14 protein-coding genes are annotated in these 15,166 nt (G+C 65.3%); 2 read left to right on the top strand and 12 right to left on the bottom strand.

Annotated features, from left to right (window positions below; translation table 11 throughout):
- Positions 1 to 10: 10 nt before the first annotated feature.
- The 8 genes from OKW38_RS21435 to OKW38_RS21400 form a co-directional block, all read right to left on the bottom strand.
- Positions 11 to 1,282 (bottom strand): glutamate-5-semialdehyde dehydrogenase, encoded by a 1,272-nt coding sequence (locus OKW38_RS21435; protein ID WP_429362962.1) that lies wholly within the window; start codon positions 1,280 to 1,282, stop codon positions 11 to 13.
- A 264-nt stretch (positions 1,283 to 1,546) separates the two neighbouring features.
- The gene (gene holA, locus OKW38_RS21430) at positions 1,547 to 2,674 is read right to left on the bottom strand and encodes a DNA polymerase III subunit delta (protein ID WP_090801843.1); all 1,128 of its coding nucleotides are present in this window, start codon (positions 2,672 to 2,674) and stop codon (positions 1,547 to 1,549) included.
- 54 nt (positions 2,675 to 2,728) lie between these two features.
- Complete coding sequence (lptE, locus tag OKW38_RS21425; protein WP_176078962.1) at positions 2,729 to 3,280, bottom strand: LPS assembly lipoprotein LptE; 552 nt, start codon at positions 3,278 to 3,280, stop codon at positions 2,729 to 2,731.
- Between the two features lie 88 nt (positions 3,281 to 3,368).
- The gene (leuS, locus tag OKW38_RS21420; protein ID WP_429362961.1) at positions 3,369 to 5,960 is read right to left on the bottom strand and encodes a leucine--tRNA ligase; all 2,592 of its coding nucleotides are present in this window, start codon (positions 5,958 to 5,960) and stop codon (positions 3,369 to 3,371) included.
- A gap of 184 nt (positions 5,961 to 6,144) precedes the next feature.
- Complete coding sequence (locus tag OKW38_RS21415; RefSeq protein ID WP_090801848.1) at positions 6,145 to 6,576, bottom strand: ExbD/TolR family protein; 432 nt, start codon at positions 6,574 to 6,576, stop codon at positions 6,145 to 6,147.
- Positions 6,577 to 6,667: 91 nt separating this feature from the next.
- On the bottom strand, positions 6,668 to 7,387 hold the full coding sequence (locus OKW38_RS21410; RefSeq protein ID WP_090801849.1) for a MotA/TolQ/ExbB proton channel family protein: 720 nt from the start codon (positions 7,385 to 7,387) through the stop codon (positions 6,668 to 6,670).
- 78 nt (positions 7,388 to 7,465) lie between these two features.
- Positions 7,466 to 8,263 (bottom strand): 4-hydroxy-tetrahydrodipicolinate reductase, encoded by a 798-nt coding sequence (gene dapB / locus OKW38_RS21405; RefSeq protein ID WP_429335317.1) that lies wholly within the window; start codon positions 8,261 to 8,263, stop codon positions 7,466 to 7,468.
- A 354-nt stretch (positions 8,264 to 8,617) separates the two neighbouring features.
- Positions 8,618 to 9,454, bottom strand: a complete 837-nt coding sequence (locus tag OKW38_RS21400; protein ID WP_090801852.1) for an outer membrane protein assembly factor BamE — start codon at positions 9,452 to 9,454, stop codon at positions 8,618 to 8,620.
- 153 nt (positions 9,455 to 9,607) lie between these two features.
- On the opposite strand from OKW38_RS21400, the gene fur reads away from it, so the two are divergent.
- A complete protein-coding gene (gene fur / locus OKW38_RS21395) occupies positions 9,608 to 10,036 on the top strand; it encodes a ferric iron uptake transcriptional regulator (RefSeq protein WP_013090534.1) in 429 nt (142 codons plus the stop codon).
- Positions 10,037 to 10,136: 100 nt separating this feature from the next.
- On the opposite strand, the gene OKW38_RS21390 is transcribed toward fur, so the two are convergent.
- The 3 genes from OKW38_RS21390 to OKW38_RS21380 all read right to left on the bottom strand — a co-directional run bounded on the left by OKW38_RS21390 (position 10,137) and on the right by OKW38_RS21380 (position 13,139).
- Positions 10,137 to 10,649: an ureidoglycolate lyase gene (locus tag OKW38_RS21390; protein ID WP_429362959.1), complete on the bottom strand. Its 513-nt coding sequence runs from the start codon at positions 10,647 to 10,649 to the stop codon at positions 10,137 to 10,139.
- A gap of 27 nt (positions 10,650 to 10,676) precedes the next feature.
- A complete protein-coding gene (gene alc, locus OKW38_RS21385; RefSeq protein WP_090801856.1) occupies positions 10,677 to 11,687 on the bottom strand; it encodes an allantoicase in 1,011 nt (336 codons plus the stop codon).
- Between the two features lie 123 nt (positions 11,688 to 11,810).
- The gene (locus OKW38_RS21380; protein WP_090801858.1) at positions 11,811 to 13,139 is read right to left on the bottom strand and encodes a C4-dicarboxylate transporter DctA; all 1,329 of its coding nucleotides are present in this window, start codon (positions 13,137 to 13,139) and stop codon (positions 11,811 to 11,813) included.
- Between the two features lie 237 nt (positions 13,140 to 13,376).
- On the opposite strand from OKW38_RS21380, the gene OKW38_RS21375 reads away from it, so the two are divergent.
- The gene (locus tag OKW38_RS21375) at positions 13,377 to 14,063 is read left to right on the top strand and encodes a FadR/GntR family transcriptional regulator (protein ID WP_429293941.1); all 687 of its coding nucleotides are present in this window, start codon (positions 13,377 to 13,379) and stop codon (positions 14,061 to 14,063) included.
- Between the two features lie 71 nt (positions 14,064 to 14,134).
- Here the strand turns inward: OKW38_RS21375 and gap are convergent, their stop codons facing one another.
- A complete protein-coding gene (gap, locus tag OKW38_RS21370; protein ID WP_008923882.1) occupies positions 14,135 to 15,145 on the bottom strand; it encodes a type I glyceraldehyde-3-phosphate dehydrogenase in 1,011 nt (336 codons plus the stop codon).
- Positions 15,146 to 15,166: the final 21 nt, after the last annotated feature.

The raw sequence follows: 15,166 nt of genomic DNA, 5'->3' as shown, positions 1-15,166 counted from the left end.
GACTCGTGCTTTATTGACGGCCTTCGCCATGACCCAGCACGACGTATTTCAGCGACGTCAGCCCTTCGAGGCCGACCGGGCCGCGCGCGTGCAGCTTGTCGTTGGAAATGCCGATCTCGGCGCCGAGGCCGAACTCGAAGCCGTCCGCGAAACGCGTCGACGCGTTGACCATCACGCTCGCCGAATCGACTTCGCGCAGGAAGCGCATCGCGCGGTCGTGGTCTTCGGTGACGATCGCGTCGGTGTGCTGGGAGCTATACGTGTTGATGTGCTCGATCGCCGCGTCGATGCCGTCGACCACCTTGATCGCGAGCACCGGCGCGAGATATTCGGTGCGCCAGTCTTCCTCGCTCGCATCGACGAGCGGACCGACGCCCGCATCGGCCAGCACCGCGCGCGCCGCCGCATCGACGCGCAGTTCGACGTCCTTGCCGCGATACAGCATGCCCAGCGGCGGTAGCACTTCGGCCGCAATGCCGCGCGCGACCAGCAGCGTCTCCATCGTGTTGCAGGTCCCGTAGCGGTGCGTCTTCGCGTTGTCGCAAACGTTGAGCGCCTTCGTCAAGTCCGCGCGATCGTCGACATAAACGTGGCAGATGCCGTCGAGGTGCTTGATCATCGGCACGCGCGCTTCGTTCATCAAACGCTCGATCAGGCTCTTGCCGCCGCGCGGCACGATCACATCGACGTACTCGGTCATCGTGATGAGCTTGCCGACCGCCGCGCGGTCCGACGTCGCGACCACCTGCACCGCGTCCTGCGGCAGACCGGCCGCTTCGAGGCCCTCGCCGATCAGCTTCGCGAGCGCGGTATTGCATTCGAGCGCTTCCGAGCCGCCGCGCAAAATGGTCGCGTTGCCGGACTTCAGGCACAGCGCCGCCGCGTCGATCGTCACGTTCGGGCGCGATTCGTAGATGATGCCGATCACCCCGAGCGGCACACGCATCTGGCCGACCTGGATGCCGCTCGGCCGGTACTTCAGATTGCTGATCTCGCCGATCGGGTCGGCCAGCGCCGCGACCTGGCGCAGGCCTTCGACCATCGTTTTCAGCGCCTTGTCGGACAGCGTCAACCGGTCGATGAACGCGGCATCGTGGCCCTTGCCGCGGGCGCGTTCGAGGTCGCGCGCGTTGGCGGCCTTCAGCAGATCGGCATCGCGCTCGATCGCCTCGGCAACGGCCGCAAGCGCCGCATTCTTCGCGGCGGTCGACGCCCGCGCCATCGCGCGCGAAGCCTGACGGGCGCGTTGGCCGAGGTCGGTCATGTACTGGTCGATATCCATGGTCATTCTCGTGATGCCCCGCACGTTGGCATGCGGTGGTCGGGCAGGATTAGCGAAAGATCAAACGATTGTAAGTCGGGTACCGGGGCTTTGCTCGCACGCGGGCGGCGGGTGCACTGGGCTGTCGCAGGTTCGCCGATGCGTTTCGTTCGGCGCGTGGCACGCGAAACACGCTGGTCTGTATGTGTGGAACGACTGGCAGTTGGTACACGATTGCTCGCGTCAGCCACTGCTTCGACGCTCGCGCGAATCAGCTGTGCCGCTTCAGACTGGCCGCCGCACCGGCGCCGCAGTTGGCACCCTAGGTCGCGGCGGCGGCACTGGCGAAGCTGCCGACGGTTTCGGCGCCGCCACCGTCATCGCGAGTTCGAACAGGCCGTCCCACGGATCGGGCGGCGGATCGTTGCGATGATTACCCGGCGTGCCGCCCGACAGCCCCTTCACCTGCCGGTCGAGCCGCGCCGCCAGCGCGAGTGCCTTCTCGAGCGCCGCTTCGCTGACGCGCGACAGCGCAGGTCCGATCAGCCGTTCGCGCGGACCCCACACGCGGTTCTCGCGCGTGAGCATCGCGAGCGGCTTGCCGGCCGCGACGCCGCGCTTGATCCGCAGCAGCGTGCGCACTTCTTCGACGACCGCCCACAGCACGAGCACCGCGGCCTCGCCTTCACCGCGCAGCCCGTCGAGCATGCGCGCGAGACGGCCGACGTCGCCCGCGAGCATCGCCTCGTTGAGCTTGAACACGTCGTAGCGCGCGACGTTGAGCACCGCGTCCTGAACCTGATCGAAGCTCAGCGAGCCGTTCGGATACAGCAGCCCGAGCTTCTGGATTTCCTGATGCGCGGCCAGCAGATTGCCCTCGACGCGCTCGGCGATGAACGCGAGCGCACGCCGCCCCTCCTCGCCGGCTGCGACGCGCTGACCCTGGGCCGCGAGCCGCTGCCCGACCCAGTTCGGCAGCTGCGCGCGCTCGACCGGATCGATCTTCAGCGCGACGCCGGCGTCGGCGAGCGCGGTGAACCATGCCGACTTTTGCGTGGCCGCATCGAGGCGCGGCAGCGTAATCATCGTCAGCACGTCGTCGTTGACGGTGGATGCGAGCACCTTCAGCGCATCGGCGCCTTCCTTACCGGGTTTGCCCGACGGAATGCGCAACTCGACCAGTTGACGGTCGCCGAACAGCGACATCGACTGGCTCGCGCCGAGCAGCGAGCTCCAGTCGAAACCGCGCTCGACCGTGAACACCGAGCGGTCGGTGAAGCCGGCCGCGCGCGCCGCCGCGCGGATGCGATCGCATGCTTCCTGCGCGAGCAGATGCTCGTCGCCGTATACGACGTACAGTCCGGCGAGGCCGCGGGCGAGATGCGCTTCGAGCGCGTCAGGTCGCAGTTGCATGGCTGGCGGTTGACGGGATGAATGAGATTCGACGAATCACGAACGGCGCGATGCTCACAGCGGCGGCGGCGGCAGCGGTGCGCGCGGCACGATGGCCGGCACGGCCTCGGCCGGCGTCGGATGCAGCGAGCGCACCACGCCGAGACGGCGGACGAGCTGATCGACCGCGTCGTTTTCCATGTCGGCGAACAGGATGTCGGACTCGGCGGCCTTCGCCTGCGAGAACTGGTCGCTATAGGTCATCGCGCGGTTCAGCGCGATCACGCTGCCTGGAATCAACACGGTGCCGTCCTTGCCGGTCAGCGTGTAGGTCATCTGCAGATTCAGCTGATACTCGGCGACGACGCCCAGCGAATTCAGCGTCAGCGTGCTGACGTTGCGGTTCTGCGTGATCTGCAGCAGCGCATCGGCATTGGCGGGCGAGCTGACCACCACGGTGTCGCTGCCGCCCTGCACGATGCGCGTGAAGCGCGCCATGGCCGCGGGCGAGCCGCCGGCCACATAGAGGCGCTTGAACGCGAAGTCCTGCTGGCCGCGCAACTGGAAGCCGCAGGCCGACAACATCATTACGCTGCAAGCGAGCGTCAAAAACGATCTGCGAGTCACATTCGCTCCCGGTTCGCAGTGGATTCGCGGTGCCGAGGAACGCCGCCGGGCGGGCGGCGCTCCGTCTGCCGGATGAGGGCCTGGAACGTCAAACGACCACGTTCACGAGGCGGCCCGGCACCACGATGATCTTCTTAGGCGCCTTGCCTTCGCTGAACTTCACGACCATTGCGTGCTCGGCCGAGAGCTGCTCGATCGCTTCGCGCGACGCGTCTTTCGCGACCGTGATCGCGCCGCGCACCTTACCGTTCACCTGCAGCACGAGTTCGATCTCGGCCTGTTCGAGCGCCTTCTCGTCGACCTTCGGCCACGGCGCGTCGAGCAGTGGGCCGAATTCGTCGGCATAGCCGAGCTCCTGCCACAGCTGGAACGTCAGGTGCGGCACGACCGGGTACAGCACGCGCAGCATCACACCGTAGGTTTCACGCAGCACGGCGGTCTGCGCGCCCTTCGCGCCGTCGAGCGCGTTGAGCATCTTCATCGCGGCCGATACCACCGTGTTGTACTGAAGACGCTGATAGTCGAAATCGGCCTGCTTCAGCACGCTATAGATCTCACGACGCAGCGCCTTGTCGGCGTCGTTGAATCGTGCGGCGTCCAACTGGCCGCCCGCGCGCAGCGCGGCTTCGTTCGAATAGCCGAAGTTCCACACGCGACGCAGGAAGCGGCTCGCGCCTTCGACGCCCGAACCCGACCACTCGAGCTGCTGCTCGGGCGGAGCCGCGAACATCACGAACAGACGCGCGGTGTCCGCGCCGTGCTGATCGATCAGCATCTGCGGGTCGACGCCGTTGTTCTTCGACTTCGACATCTTTTCGATGCCGCCGAGCACGACCGGCTGGCCGTCAGCGTTCAGCACCGCGCCGACCGGGCGGCCCTTGTCGTCGAAAGACACGGTCACTTCCGCCGGGTTGTACCAGGTCTTCTTGCCCGCTTCGTTTTCGCGGTAATAGGTTTCGTTGAGCACCATGCCCTGCGTGAGCAGGTTCTTCGCCGGTTCGCCGAACTTCACGAGACCGAGGTCGCGCATCACCTTCGCCCAGAAACGCGAGTACAGCAGGTGCAGGATCGCGTGTTCGATACCGCCGATGTATTGGTCCATCGGCGCCCAGTAGTCGGTGCGCTCGTCGACCATCGTCTTCGCATCCGGCGACGCGTAGCGGTAGAAGTACCACGACGAATCGACGAAGGTGTCCATCGTGTCGGTTTCGCGCTTTGCCGCGCCGCCGCAGCTCGGGCACGTGCAGTTCAGGAACGCTTCGGACTTCGCGAGCGGATTGCCCGTGCCGTCCGGCACCAGGTCTTCCGGCAGCACGACCGGCAGGTCTTTTTCCGGCACCGGCACGTCGCCGCACTTCGGGCAGTGGATGATCGGGATCGGCGTGCCCCAGTAACGCTGGCGCGACACGCCCCAGTCACGCAGACGCCACGTGATCTGCTTGTCGCCGAGGCCCAGTTCCTTGAGATCGGCGGCGATGCGGTCTACGGCTTCGTCGTAGGCGAGGCCGTCGTACTTGCCGCTGTTCACCAGCGTGCCGGTCTTCTCGCCGTACCACTCCGCCCACGCTTCGGTCGAGAATTCCTTGCCCTCGACCGCGACGACCTGCCTGACCGGCAGACCGTACTTCTTCACGAACGCGAAGTCGCGCTCGTCGTGCGCCGGCACGCCCATCACCGCGCCTTCGCCGTAAGTCATCAGCACGTAGTTGCCGATCCACACCTCGACCTTCGCCCGCGTCAGCGGATGCGTGACGTAGAAGCCGGTGGCCATGCCTTTCTTTTCCATCGTCGCGACGTCGGCTTCGGCGACGCCGCCGCGCTTGCATTCGTCGATGAACGGCTGCAGTTCCGGCTTGTCTTGCGCGAGACGCGTGGCGAGCGGATGCTCGGCGGCGATCGCGCAGAACGTGACGCCCATGATCGTGTCGGCGCGCGTCGTGAACACGCGCAGCAGCTTCTGTTCGCCGTCGATTTCATACGGGAAGCCGAAGTTCACGCCGAAGCTCTTGCCGATCCAGTTCTGCTGCATGATCTTCACGCGCTCGGGCCAGCCGAGGCCTTCGAGATCGTTCAGCAGTTCATCCGCGTACTGCGTGATGCGCATGTAGTACATCGGGATTTCGCGCTTTTCGACGAGCGCGCCCGAGCGCCAGCCGCGCCCGTCGATCACCTGCTCGTTCGCGAGCACGGTCTGGTCGACCGGGTCCCAGTTCACGGTGCCGGTTTTCTTGTACGCGATGCCCTTTTCGAGCATCTTCAGGAACAGCCACTGGTTCCACTTGTAGTAGTCAGGGCTGCAGGTCGCGACTTCGCGCGACCAGTCGATCGCGAGGCCCATCGACTGCATCTGCTTCTTCATGTAAGCGATGTTGTCGTAGGTCCACTGCGCGGGCGGCACGTTGTTGGCCATCGCGGCGTTCTCCGCCGGCATGCCGAAGGCGTCCCAACCCATCGGCATCAGCACGTTGTAGCCGTTCATCCGCAGATAGCGGTACATCACGTCGTTGATCGTGTAGTTGCGCACGTGCCCCATGTGCAGCTTGCCCGACGGATACGGCAGCATCGAGACGCAGTAGAACTTGGGCTTGTCGGTGGTTTCCGTCGTCTTGTAGGCGTCGATCGCGCGCCATTGCCCTTGCGCGGCGGCTTCGACGTCGGAGGGAACGTATTTTTCGTGCATGGTGTGATGGGATCGCCAGGTTCGGTGCTTTCGCACCGGCCCGGTGCTCTGCAGAATGTCGTTGCGTCGTGTCCCCTTCGGCGGGGAAAGGGCTGATTATACCGTTCGCGGACGGGTGCGCCGCGCGGCGTGGTGCGGGACTGGGTATGCCGGATTCGTGAACGCGGTGCGCACCCGGTGGCGCTCAGTGCTGCGCGGCGGGCGGCGGCGGGTCCGTCACGAAGCCGATCCGCTCGAGCCCCGCCTGCTGCGCGGCGCCCATCACCTGCGCAATCACTTCGTAGCGCGTCGAGCGCTCCGCGCGCAACTGGAGGTCCGGCTGGTCCGCCCGCTTGCCGGCCTCGGCGAACTGCGCGCGCATCTGCGCGAGCGTGATCGGCTTGCCGTTCCAGTAGAGCTTGCCGGCGCCGTCGATCGAAAGGGAGATGGTTTGCGGGGTCTGGCGCGCGGGCGCCGCCGCGACCTTCGGCAGATCGAGCCGAATCGCGTGCGAGAACAGCGGCGCGGTGATGATGAAAATCACCAGCAGCACCAGCATCACGTCGATCAGCGGCGTCATGTTGATCTCGGCCATCGGCGCGGCCGTCTGCTTCTTCTCGAGTCCGCCGAATGCCATGTCGCCTCCTTGCGTCTGAGCTTGCCCGTGCGATGGGCGGTGTGTCGTGCGAGAAAGGTCGCGATGTGCCGAGCCCGCCGCGCGTGACAAGTCAGCGGTGCGCCTCGCGCGCCGCCTGCTGCGCGCGCGGAGGCGTCGGCGCGTGCTCGGTTGGGGAGCACACGTACGCATGCAGATCGTGCGCGAATCCGTCCAACTCCTCGGACAACTGCCGCACGAGACGGCCCAGCACGTTGTACGCGAGCACCGCCGGAATCGCCACCACCAGACCGAACGCGGTCATGATCAGCGCTTCGCCCACCGGTCCCGCGACGTTCTCGATCTGCGCCTGCCCGCTCGCCGCGATGCTGCCGAGCGCGTGATAGATACCCCATACGGTGCCGAGCAGACCGACGAACGGCGCGGTGCTGCCAACCGACGCAAGCAGCACCTGACCGAACTCGAGCCGCCGCTGCGACGCATTGAGCGCCTGGCGCAGCGCGCGCAGCACCCGTTCGCTGCGCTCGACGCGCGCGAGCAGCGCGCCCGGAATGTCGACCTCGGCCGCATTCAGCGCCGCTTCGGCGAGCGGCGCGAACACGCGCTCACGATCAGTGCGGCGCAGGATGGCGACGCCTTCGGCGAGCGTCGGCGCCTGCCAGAAGCGCGCGATCGCCCGGTCGGCCTGGTGTTTCGCGCGCGTCAGAATCCAGCTCTTGACGATCAGAAAACACCAGCTCGCAATCGACATGGCCAGCAGCACATAGGCGACGCCATGCGTGATTGCGTCGCTCGTTTGCAGGTAATGGATGATGCCGCTGCTGCCTGCCATCTGACCTCGCCTTGGGAAAGTGACTTCGGGAGGGCGCACTCGGGATGCGCTACTCCGCCTCTGCGCAACGGGCTTCGCTCAACGCAGGCCGAGCACGTCCTGCATGTCGAAGAAGCCGTTGTCGTAGCCTTCGAGGAAGCGTACAGCACGAAGCGCGCCTTGTGCATATGACAGGCGGCTTGCCGATTTGTGCGTGATCTCGATGCGCTCGCCGATGCCCGCGAACAGCACCGTATGATCGCCGACGATATCGCCGCCGCGAATCGCCGAGAAGCCGATCGTCGACGGATCGCGCTCGCCGGTCACGCCTTCGCGGCCGTAGATCGCGCAGTCGTCGAGGTTGCGGCCGAGCGCGTTGGCGATCACTTCGCCCATCGTCAGCGCGGTGCCGGACGGCGCGTCGACCTTGTGACGATGATGCGCCTCGATGATCTCGATGTCGTAGCCGGTCGAGAAGTGCCGCGCCGCGTATTCGAGCAGCTTCAGCGTGACGTTCACGCCGACGCTCATGTTCGACGCGAACACGACGCCGATCCTCTGCGCCGCCGCGTGCAACTGCGCTTTTTGCGCGTTGTCGAAGCCGGTCGTGCCGATCACCATTTTCACGTCGTGGCGCTGCGCGGCTTCGAGATGCGCGAGCGTCGCGTCGGGACGCGTGAAGTCGATCAGGTAGTCGGATTCGGCGAACACACGCTCGATGTCGTCGGACAGCAGCACGCCGGTCTCTTTGCCGAGGAACGCGCCGGCGTCCTGGCCAAGCTGCGCAGCGCCCGTGCGGCAGAGCGCGCCGGACAGCGTCGCGTCGGCATCGTCGAGGACGGTTTCGATGAGCATGCGGCCCATCCGGCCCGATGCGCCTGCAATGGCAATTTTCATGACGATGAGGATTCGAAAAGAGTCAACCGGTATGGAGCCCGGCAAACGCGGCCCGGCGAATGCCCGGACCAGTGTGCCGGGGAATGCGCCCGGCCGATATAGGGACACGCGGCGGCAGGGAGCAAAGTCACCCGGCTCGCTGCTGGAGCCAATGCGGGCGGCCAACCGGGACGGCTCGCTCAGGTGACTGACCGATACGGCCCGCTGCGGCGACCCACTGTCGCGGCAACCGCGGCAACACATTCATGCGGCCCAAGCGGCGCATTTCCGACCTCGCCTGGTGCCGGACAAACACACATCTGGCGGGCGCCGCACATGTGGCGCGCAGCCCGCCTCACAACACCGACGAGCAAATCAGTTGCTCGTTCCCGGCGTCGCCGGCGAAGTGTTCAGCGTCGGGCTGCCGCTGCTTTGCGAGCCCGTCGGGCCGACCGGGTTGCTTTCGTTCTCCTGAGCGGGCGGCGGCGGACGCTTGAACTGGAACTGCGGCTGACCGCCGGACGTCGGGCCTTGCGTCGGGATCCCGCCAGCGTTCGCTCGCGGCACGGCCGACCGCACGGACGGCGCGCGGCTCGGCGTCGGCACCGCGCTCGTTGCGCGATTGGCCGCCTGAGCGGCTTCCGCGTTGGCGTCCATGGACGGCGTGGCGGCCTGCTGGGCGCCTTCGACCGACGGCGAGCGCGTCGTATCCACGGTAGCCGGTGCCGCGGCGGCGGCCGCTGCGTCGCTGGCTGCCACGGCGTTGGCGGCCTCGGCCGCGCTCGTCGCGCGCGGCGGCGTCGCGTTCGGGCGGCGGCCACGGCGATCACCGTCGATTTCGGCCAGCAATTCGAGATTGGTCGGCAGATCCTCGCCGCCCGTCCAGTGGGTCACGAGGTCGCCGGAGAAGTACACGACGAAGTCACGCTGCTGCACGATCGACGTCGAGCCGCGCTTGAAATAGAACACGTAATCCCAGCGATTCGCGTGGAACATGTCGGTCAGCAGCGGCGTGCCGAGCAACTGACGCACCTGCGCGCGCGTCATGCCGACCTTCATCTGGTCGGCCATTTCCTGCGACACAAAATTACCTTGCACAACCGTAATCCGATACGGCGTAATGCGTTGGGCAATGCGCTGGGTCAGGCTGTCGTATGTGGAACATCCGGCAAGAACCGCGACAGTCGCAACAGCGATCAAGGTACCCCGCATGCGGCTCCCCCGGTAGATCAATTGAGATTTAGAAATCATTTCACTCACCGTGCGGGCCCGCTTGCGGGCCGCGCTCATTCCATCGAAGATGACCAGAACGGCAAAAACACATTACTATGAGAGCCCAGCATTGTACTCTAGGGATCCCTTGTCATGACCAATCCAACCGATCTCAAGAATATCGGGCTCAAGGCGACCCTTCCGCGCCTCAAAATCCTTGAGATTTTTCAGCATAGTCCGGTACGTCACCTGACCGCCGAAGACGTGTACCGCAACCTCCTGCACGAGGAACTCGATATCGGTCTTGCCACCGTGTATCGCGTGCTGACGCAATTCGAGCAGGCCGGCCTGCTCTCGCGCAGCAATTTCGAATCGGGCAAGGCGGTGTTCGAACTGAACGAGGGGTCGCACCACGACCATCTCGTGTGCCTCGATTGCGGGCTGGTCGAAGAATTTTTCGACCCCGAAATCGAAAGCCGTCAGCAGTCCATCGCCAAGGCGCGCGGCTTCAAGCTGCAGGAACACGCGCTGGCGCTGTATGGGGCGTGCACGAAGGAGAATTGCCCGCATCGCAAGCACTGATGCGTCGCAGTCGCGTGGGAGCATGCGGCCTGGCAAGTCGAAAAAAACCCGGCCGATGGGGATCGGCCGGGTTTTTTTATTCAGGCGGCCGCAAGCACCGCTATCCAATCAACTCCGCGCTCGGCTCGAAGGCGAGCCGCCACGGCTCGGCCAACTGCAATTCGTCGCAATTCGGCGCATCGCCGCCGCGATCGACGACGATGAAATCGCTGACCTGATCGAGCGCGAGCAGCGGATGGTGCCAGACCTCTTTCGCGTAATTGACGCCCTGCCACGCATCGGTCCAGAAAGCGCGCATGCGCGCGCCGTCGAACTCGCCGGCCGGCGCGACCACCATCAGATATCGGCCCGCGCGTAAGGGAATGAAAGCCTGGCTGCCGAGCGGATGCCGCTCCATCATCGTGATCTCGACGGGCAGCGCGCGCGGCTGCGCGCGAAACAGACTGACGAGCGGCCGGCCGCCCTGCTCCACCACGTCGACGCGCGCAAGGTCGTGATAGCGCTCGGTGGTACCGCCGTTGATCGGAAAACGACGCGCGCCGTCGAGTTCGATCACGTCGCCGAACGGCGCGAAGGCCGCGCGCGTCAGGCGTTCCATCTGCAGGATCTTCATGCGTGCCGCTCCATGACGTTGCTTGCGTTAAGCGATCTCGCCCCACAGACGCAGGCGCGACACGCCGCCGTCCGGGAAGATGTTGAAGCGCACGTGCGTGACCGGCCCGAGCGCGGCGAGGTCGTCCGCGAACGCGTGCACGTGATCCATCTGCAGTTTCTGTTCGCCGAGCAGCACCGGCCAGAACATCGCCTGCGTGACGAGGGAATCGTCTGTGCCGCCCGTCACCGATGCCGCCTGCAGCGAGCAGCGATCCGGGAAGTTGCCCTTGAAGTGCGCGGTGTCCACTTCGATCTTGCGGATCACGCCGGGCCGCGCGAGCGCGACGATCGCCCAGTCGTTGCCCGGCTCGCGACGCCGCCGCGTTTCCCAGCCGTCGCCCATGTTCACGCCACGGCCCGGCATCAGCATCTGCGAGGCCGGCCCGAAATGCTGGTTGTTCGCGGCGACGAGGTACGCGCCGTTTTCGATCGCGGCGAGATCGAGCAGCGTGCCGCGCTCGACGCGGCTCCAGTCGCGCTGCGGCTGGCCATACACGCGCAGTCGCGCGAGCCCGCCGTCCGGATACAGATTCACGCGCAGATGGGTGACCGGGCGCGCGTCTTTCACCTCGACGTAGTGATGCTGGTTGCCCTGTAGCGTTGTCGCCGGCACGAGCGGCTGCCAGTCGGCGTGCTCGGGCGGAACGTCAGCGTCGCTATGACAGGCATCGATCGACGCCGCCGGCGGGAAATTGCCGGTGAAGTGGCTCGTATCGAGATCGACCCCATGCACGACGCCCGGCCGCGCGAGCCGGATCACGCAATGGTCGTGGCCGGTCGTGCGCTTGCGACGCGTCTCCCAGCCGTCCATCCACTTGCCGTGGTCGTCGTATTTGCCGGGGATGAACACCGCCGGCTGCGGGTCGAGCATGCGCTCTTTCGGCGCGAAGAATTCGTCGCTGGCGAACAGCGCCTTCGCGCCGAGGCGCGGATCGGCGAGGTTCATGTAGCGGCGTGTGAAGGCGGGAGCGTTCGGGTCGAGGATCGGGTTGGCCATGATGTCGGTCGGTGTCGAAGAGGTCGGAAACAGCCGGCGGCGCCACGGCAACCGCCGGCTTTGCGAAAAAAGGTCGAGGAGCTATCTAGGAAGCGATGCCGGTTCGTCTGGTCAGACCAGCCGTCATACCGCCGGTGCGGGTTCGGCCGCACCGGGTTCGACGAGCGTGTCGTCGACGACGGGCACGTAGCGCAGCGCCGCGTCGCGATTCAGCACGCGATGCGCGCGCGCCTTGTCGATATCGTTTTCCCACACGGCGACCACCACCGTCGCGACGCAGTTGCCGATCAGGTTGGTGAGCGCCCGGGCGATGCCGACGAACCAGTCGACCGGCAGAATCAGCACGAGACCGAGCACGGGAATCGCGGGAATCGCGGACAGCGTCGCCGCGAGAATCACGATCGCAGAGCCCGGAATGCCGTGCGCGCCCTTCGATGTCACCAGCGACACCAGCACGACGACGATCAGGTCATGAATAGACAGCGGCGTGTTGGTCGCCTGCGCGATGAACAGCACGGCGAGCGTCAGATAGATCGAGAAGCCGTCGAGGTTGAACGAGTAGCCGGTCGGAATCACGAGACCGACCGTCGAATCCTTGACGCCCATCCATTCGAGCTTGCGCATGATCTGCGGCAGCACGGCGTCGGACGACGCGGTGCCGAGCACGATGGACAGTTCTTCGCGCAGATAGCGGATCAGCTTGAAGATGCTGAAGCCGGCGAGCCGCATCACCGCGCCGAGCACGAGCACGACGAACACCACGCAGCTCGCGTAGAACACCAGCACGAGCATGCCGAGCTGCTTCAGCGACTCGACGCCGTAGGTGCCGGTCGTGAACGCGATCGCGCCGAGCACGCCGAGCGGCGCGAGCTTGATGATGAAGCCCATCACGCGGAAGAACACCTGCGACAGCTCATCGATCAACCCGCTCACGCGCTGCGCGCGCTTGCCGAGCAGCGACAGCGCCGAGCCGAACAGCACCGAGAACACGAGGATCTGCAGAATGTCGCCGGTCGCGAACGCGTTGATCGCCGTGTCGGGGATGATCTTCAGCAGGAAGCCCGCTGTGTCCTTCAGGCTCTTCGCGTGTTCGGTATAGGTCGCGAGCGACGCCGCATCGAGCGAGTTCAGGTTCACGTTCATACCTGCACCAGGACGCGTCGCGTAAGCGAGCACCGCGCCGATCACGAGCGCGATCGTCGTCATCGCCTCGAAGTAGATCACCGACTTCAAGCCGACGCGGCCGACCTTGCGCAGATCGCCCGCGTGCGCCATGCCGCTCACCACCACGCAGAACACGATCGGCCCGATCACCATCTTGATCAGCTTCAGAAAACCATCGCCAAGCGGCCGCAAGGACTGCGCGAAATGCGGAAACACGGCACCGAGCACGATGCCGGCCACGAGCGCTATCACGACCCGGCCAAATAGCGAATTGAAGAATTTCAACACGGCTTCCTCCTGCGGATGGTTATCTCGGTCACTTCTGTTCAGACTGGTCCGACCAGTGCTGTTATGGCGAATAGTAGAAAGCCGATATACCCGCGTCAAGGACTCATCGAGCAGTGTTTACCCGTTGTGTTTTCGGCGATTTCGGGTCGGATTTCGGGATTTCAGACGGCGCGCGGCGCGCCTTCGCGCGCGCAAGTATTAGAATTGCGGTCAGACCACGCTACCGAGCGATCCCTCATGAAAAACGTCCCGCACACCGTCACCGACGCGGCCATCGCGACCATCCGCGAGCGTATCGAGGGGGGCGTCTATCCGGTGGGCAGTCTGCTGCCGGCGCAGCGCCAGCTATCCGATGAACTGTCGATCAGCCGCGCGTCACTGCGCGAAGCGCTTTCCACGCTGGAAGCGCTTGGTCTGCTGGTGATCCGCCCTGGCAAAGGCGTCTACGTGGAAAGCGCGCAGGCGAAAAACGCGCAGGCGTGGCGCTTCGCCGAGCAGTCGTCGCTGCCCGACACGTATCAGATGCGCTACGCGCTCGAAGGCTTCGTCGCGCGTATGGCGGTGCTCGCGGTCACCAACGACGACCTCACGTGGCTCGAGGAAAACATCACCGCGATGCAAAGCGCGCTCGCCTGCGAGGAACTCGACGAAGCAGCTCGGCTCGACTACGCGTTCCATATGCGCATCGTCAGCATCGCGGGCAATGCGGCGATCGAGTCGATCCTGCGCAGCAGCGCCGAGATCATGCAGGAAAGCCAGCGCATGCCGTTCTACCGGCGCGAGCGGGTGCTGTCCACGTACACCGAACATCGCGCGATTCTCGACGCGTTGAAGGCCCGCGATTCGCTCGCCGCGGGCAAGGCGATCGAGACGCACATCGCGAACGCCGCACAGCGCGCCGGCGTCTATTTCCCCACGCCGTAGACGGCAAAAATCGCAGACGAAAAAAAACCGCTCCGAAGAGCGGCTTTTTCATGCAGCGTGAAACCCGAAACTTACTTCGCGTTCGCGAGCGCCACAGCCGTGTCCAGCATGCGGTTCGAGAAGCCCCACTCGTTGTCGTACCAGCTCGACACTTTCACGAGTCGGCCCGACACCTTGGTCAGCGTCGAGTCGAACGTCGACGAAGCCGGGTTGTGGTTGTAGTCGATCGACACGAGCGGTGCGTCGTTGTAACCGAGGACGCCCTTCAGCGCACCTTCCGATGCTTCCTTCATGATCGCGTTGACTTCCTCGACCGTCGTGTCGCGCGCGGCGATGAACGACAGGTCGACGACCGATACGTTGATCGTCGGGACGCGGATTGCGTAGCCGTCCAGCTTGCCGTTCAGTTCCGGCAGCACGAGGCCGACCGCCGATGCCGCGCCGGTCTTGGTCGGGATCTGGCTATGCGTGGCCGAACGCGCGCGGCGCAGGTCTTCGTGGTACACGTCGGTCAGAACCTGGTCGTTCGTGTACGCGTGGATCGTCGTCATCAGGCCGTTCACGAGGCCGATCTTGTCGTTCAGCGGCTTGACCAGCGGCGCGAGGCAGTTGGTCGTGCACGATGCGTTCGAGATGACCGTGTCCGACGCCTTCAGCACGTTGTGGTTCACGCCGTAGACAATCGTCGCGTCGACGTCCTTACCGCCCGGCGCCGAGATGATGACCTTCTTCGCGCCGCCCTTGATGTGCGCGCTCGCCTTTTCCTTGGTCGTGAAAAAGCCCGTGCACTCCATCACGACGTCGACGCCCAGCTCGCCCCACGGCAGTTCGGCCGGGTTGCGGTTCGCCAGCACGCGGATCTTGTCGCCGTTCACGACGAGGTAGTCGCCGTCCACCGACACGTCGCCCGGGAACTTGCCGTGCGCGGTGTCGTACTGCGTCAGGTGGGCGTTGGTCTTCGCATCGCCCAGATCGTTGATGGCAACGATTTCGATATCGTGCTTCTTGCCGTTTTCATAGAAGGCGCGCAGGGTATTGCGGCCGATCCGGCCGTAGCCGTTGATTGCGACGCGAATCGTCATGATTTATCTCCTGATGGCTAA

Origin of the sequence: Paraburkholderia sp. MM5496-R1, from assembly GCF_050436205.1 — a bacterium.
GTDB lineage: Bacteria > Pseudomonadota > Gammaproteobacteria > Burkholderiales > Burkholderiaceae > Paraburkholderia > Paraburkholderia tuberum.
The sequence above is the reverse complement of the archived record's forward strand: the minus strand, read 5'-3'. Positions and strand labels throughout refer to the sequence as shown.

Excerpts from the sequence above, each read along its gene's own strand:
- OKW38_RS21435 (WP_429362962.1), bottom strand. The coding sequence starts at position 1,282 with ATGGATATCGACCAGTACATGACCGACCTCGGCCAACGCGCCCGTCAG.
- holA (WP_090801843.1), bottom strand. The coding sequence starts at position 2,674 with ATGCAACTGCGACCTGACGCGCTCGAAGCGCATCTCGCCCGCGGCCTC.
- leuS (WP_429362961.1), bottom strand. The coding sequence starts at position 5,960 with ATGCACGAAAAATACGTTCCCTCCGACGTCGAAGCCGCCGCGCAAGGG.
- OKW38_RS21415 (WP_090801848.1), bottom strand. The coding sequence starts at position 6,576 with ATGGCATTCGGCGGACTCGAGAAGAAGCAGACGGCCGCGCCGATGGCC.
- OKW38_RS21410 (WP_090801849.1), bottom strand. The coding sequence starts at position 7,387 with ATGGCAGGCAGCAGCGGCATCATCCATTACCTGCAAACGAGCGACGCA.
- dapB (WP_429335317.1), bottom strand. The coding sequence starts at position 8,263 with ATGAAAATTGCCATTGCAGGCGCATCGGGCCGGATGGGCCGCATGCTC.
- OKW38_RS21400 (WP_090801852.1), bottom strand. The coding sequence starts at position 9,454 with ATGCGGGGTACCTTGATCGCTGTTGCGACTGTCGCGGTTCTTGCCGGA.
- fur (WP_013090534.1), top strand. The coding sequence starts at position 9,608 with ATGACCAATCCAACCGATCTCAAGAATATCGGGCTCAAGGCGACCCTT.
- OKW38_RS21390 (WP_429362959.1), bottom strand. The coding sequence starts at position 10,649 with ATGAAGATCCTGCAGATGGAACGCCTGACGCGCGCGGCCTTCGCGCCG.
- alc (WP_090801856.1), bottom strand. The coding sequence starts at position 11,687 with ATGGCCAACCCGATCCTCGACCCGAACGCTCCCGCCTTCACACGCCGC.
- OKW38_RS21375 (WP_429293941.1), top strand. The coding sequence starts at position 13,377 with ATGAAAAACGTCCCGCACACCGTCACCGACGCGGCCATCGCGACCATC.
- gap (WP_008923882.1), bottom strand. The coding sequence starts at position 15,145 with ATGACGATTCGCGTCGCAATCAACGGCTACGGCCGGATCGGCCGCAAT.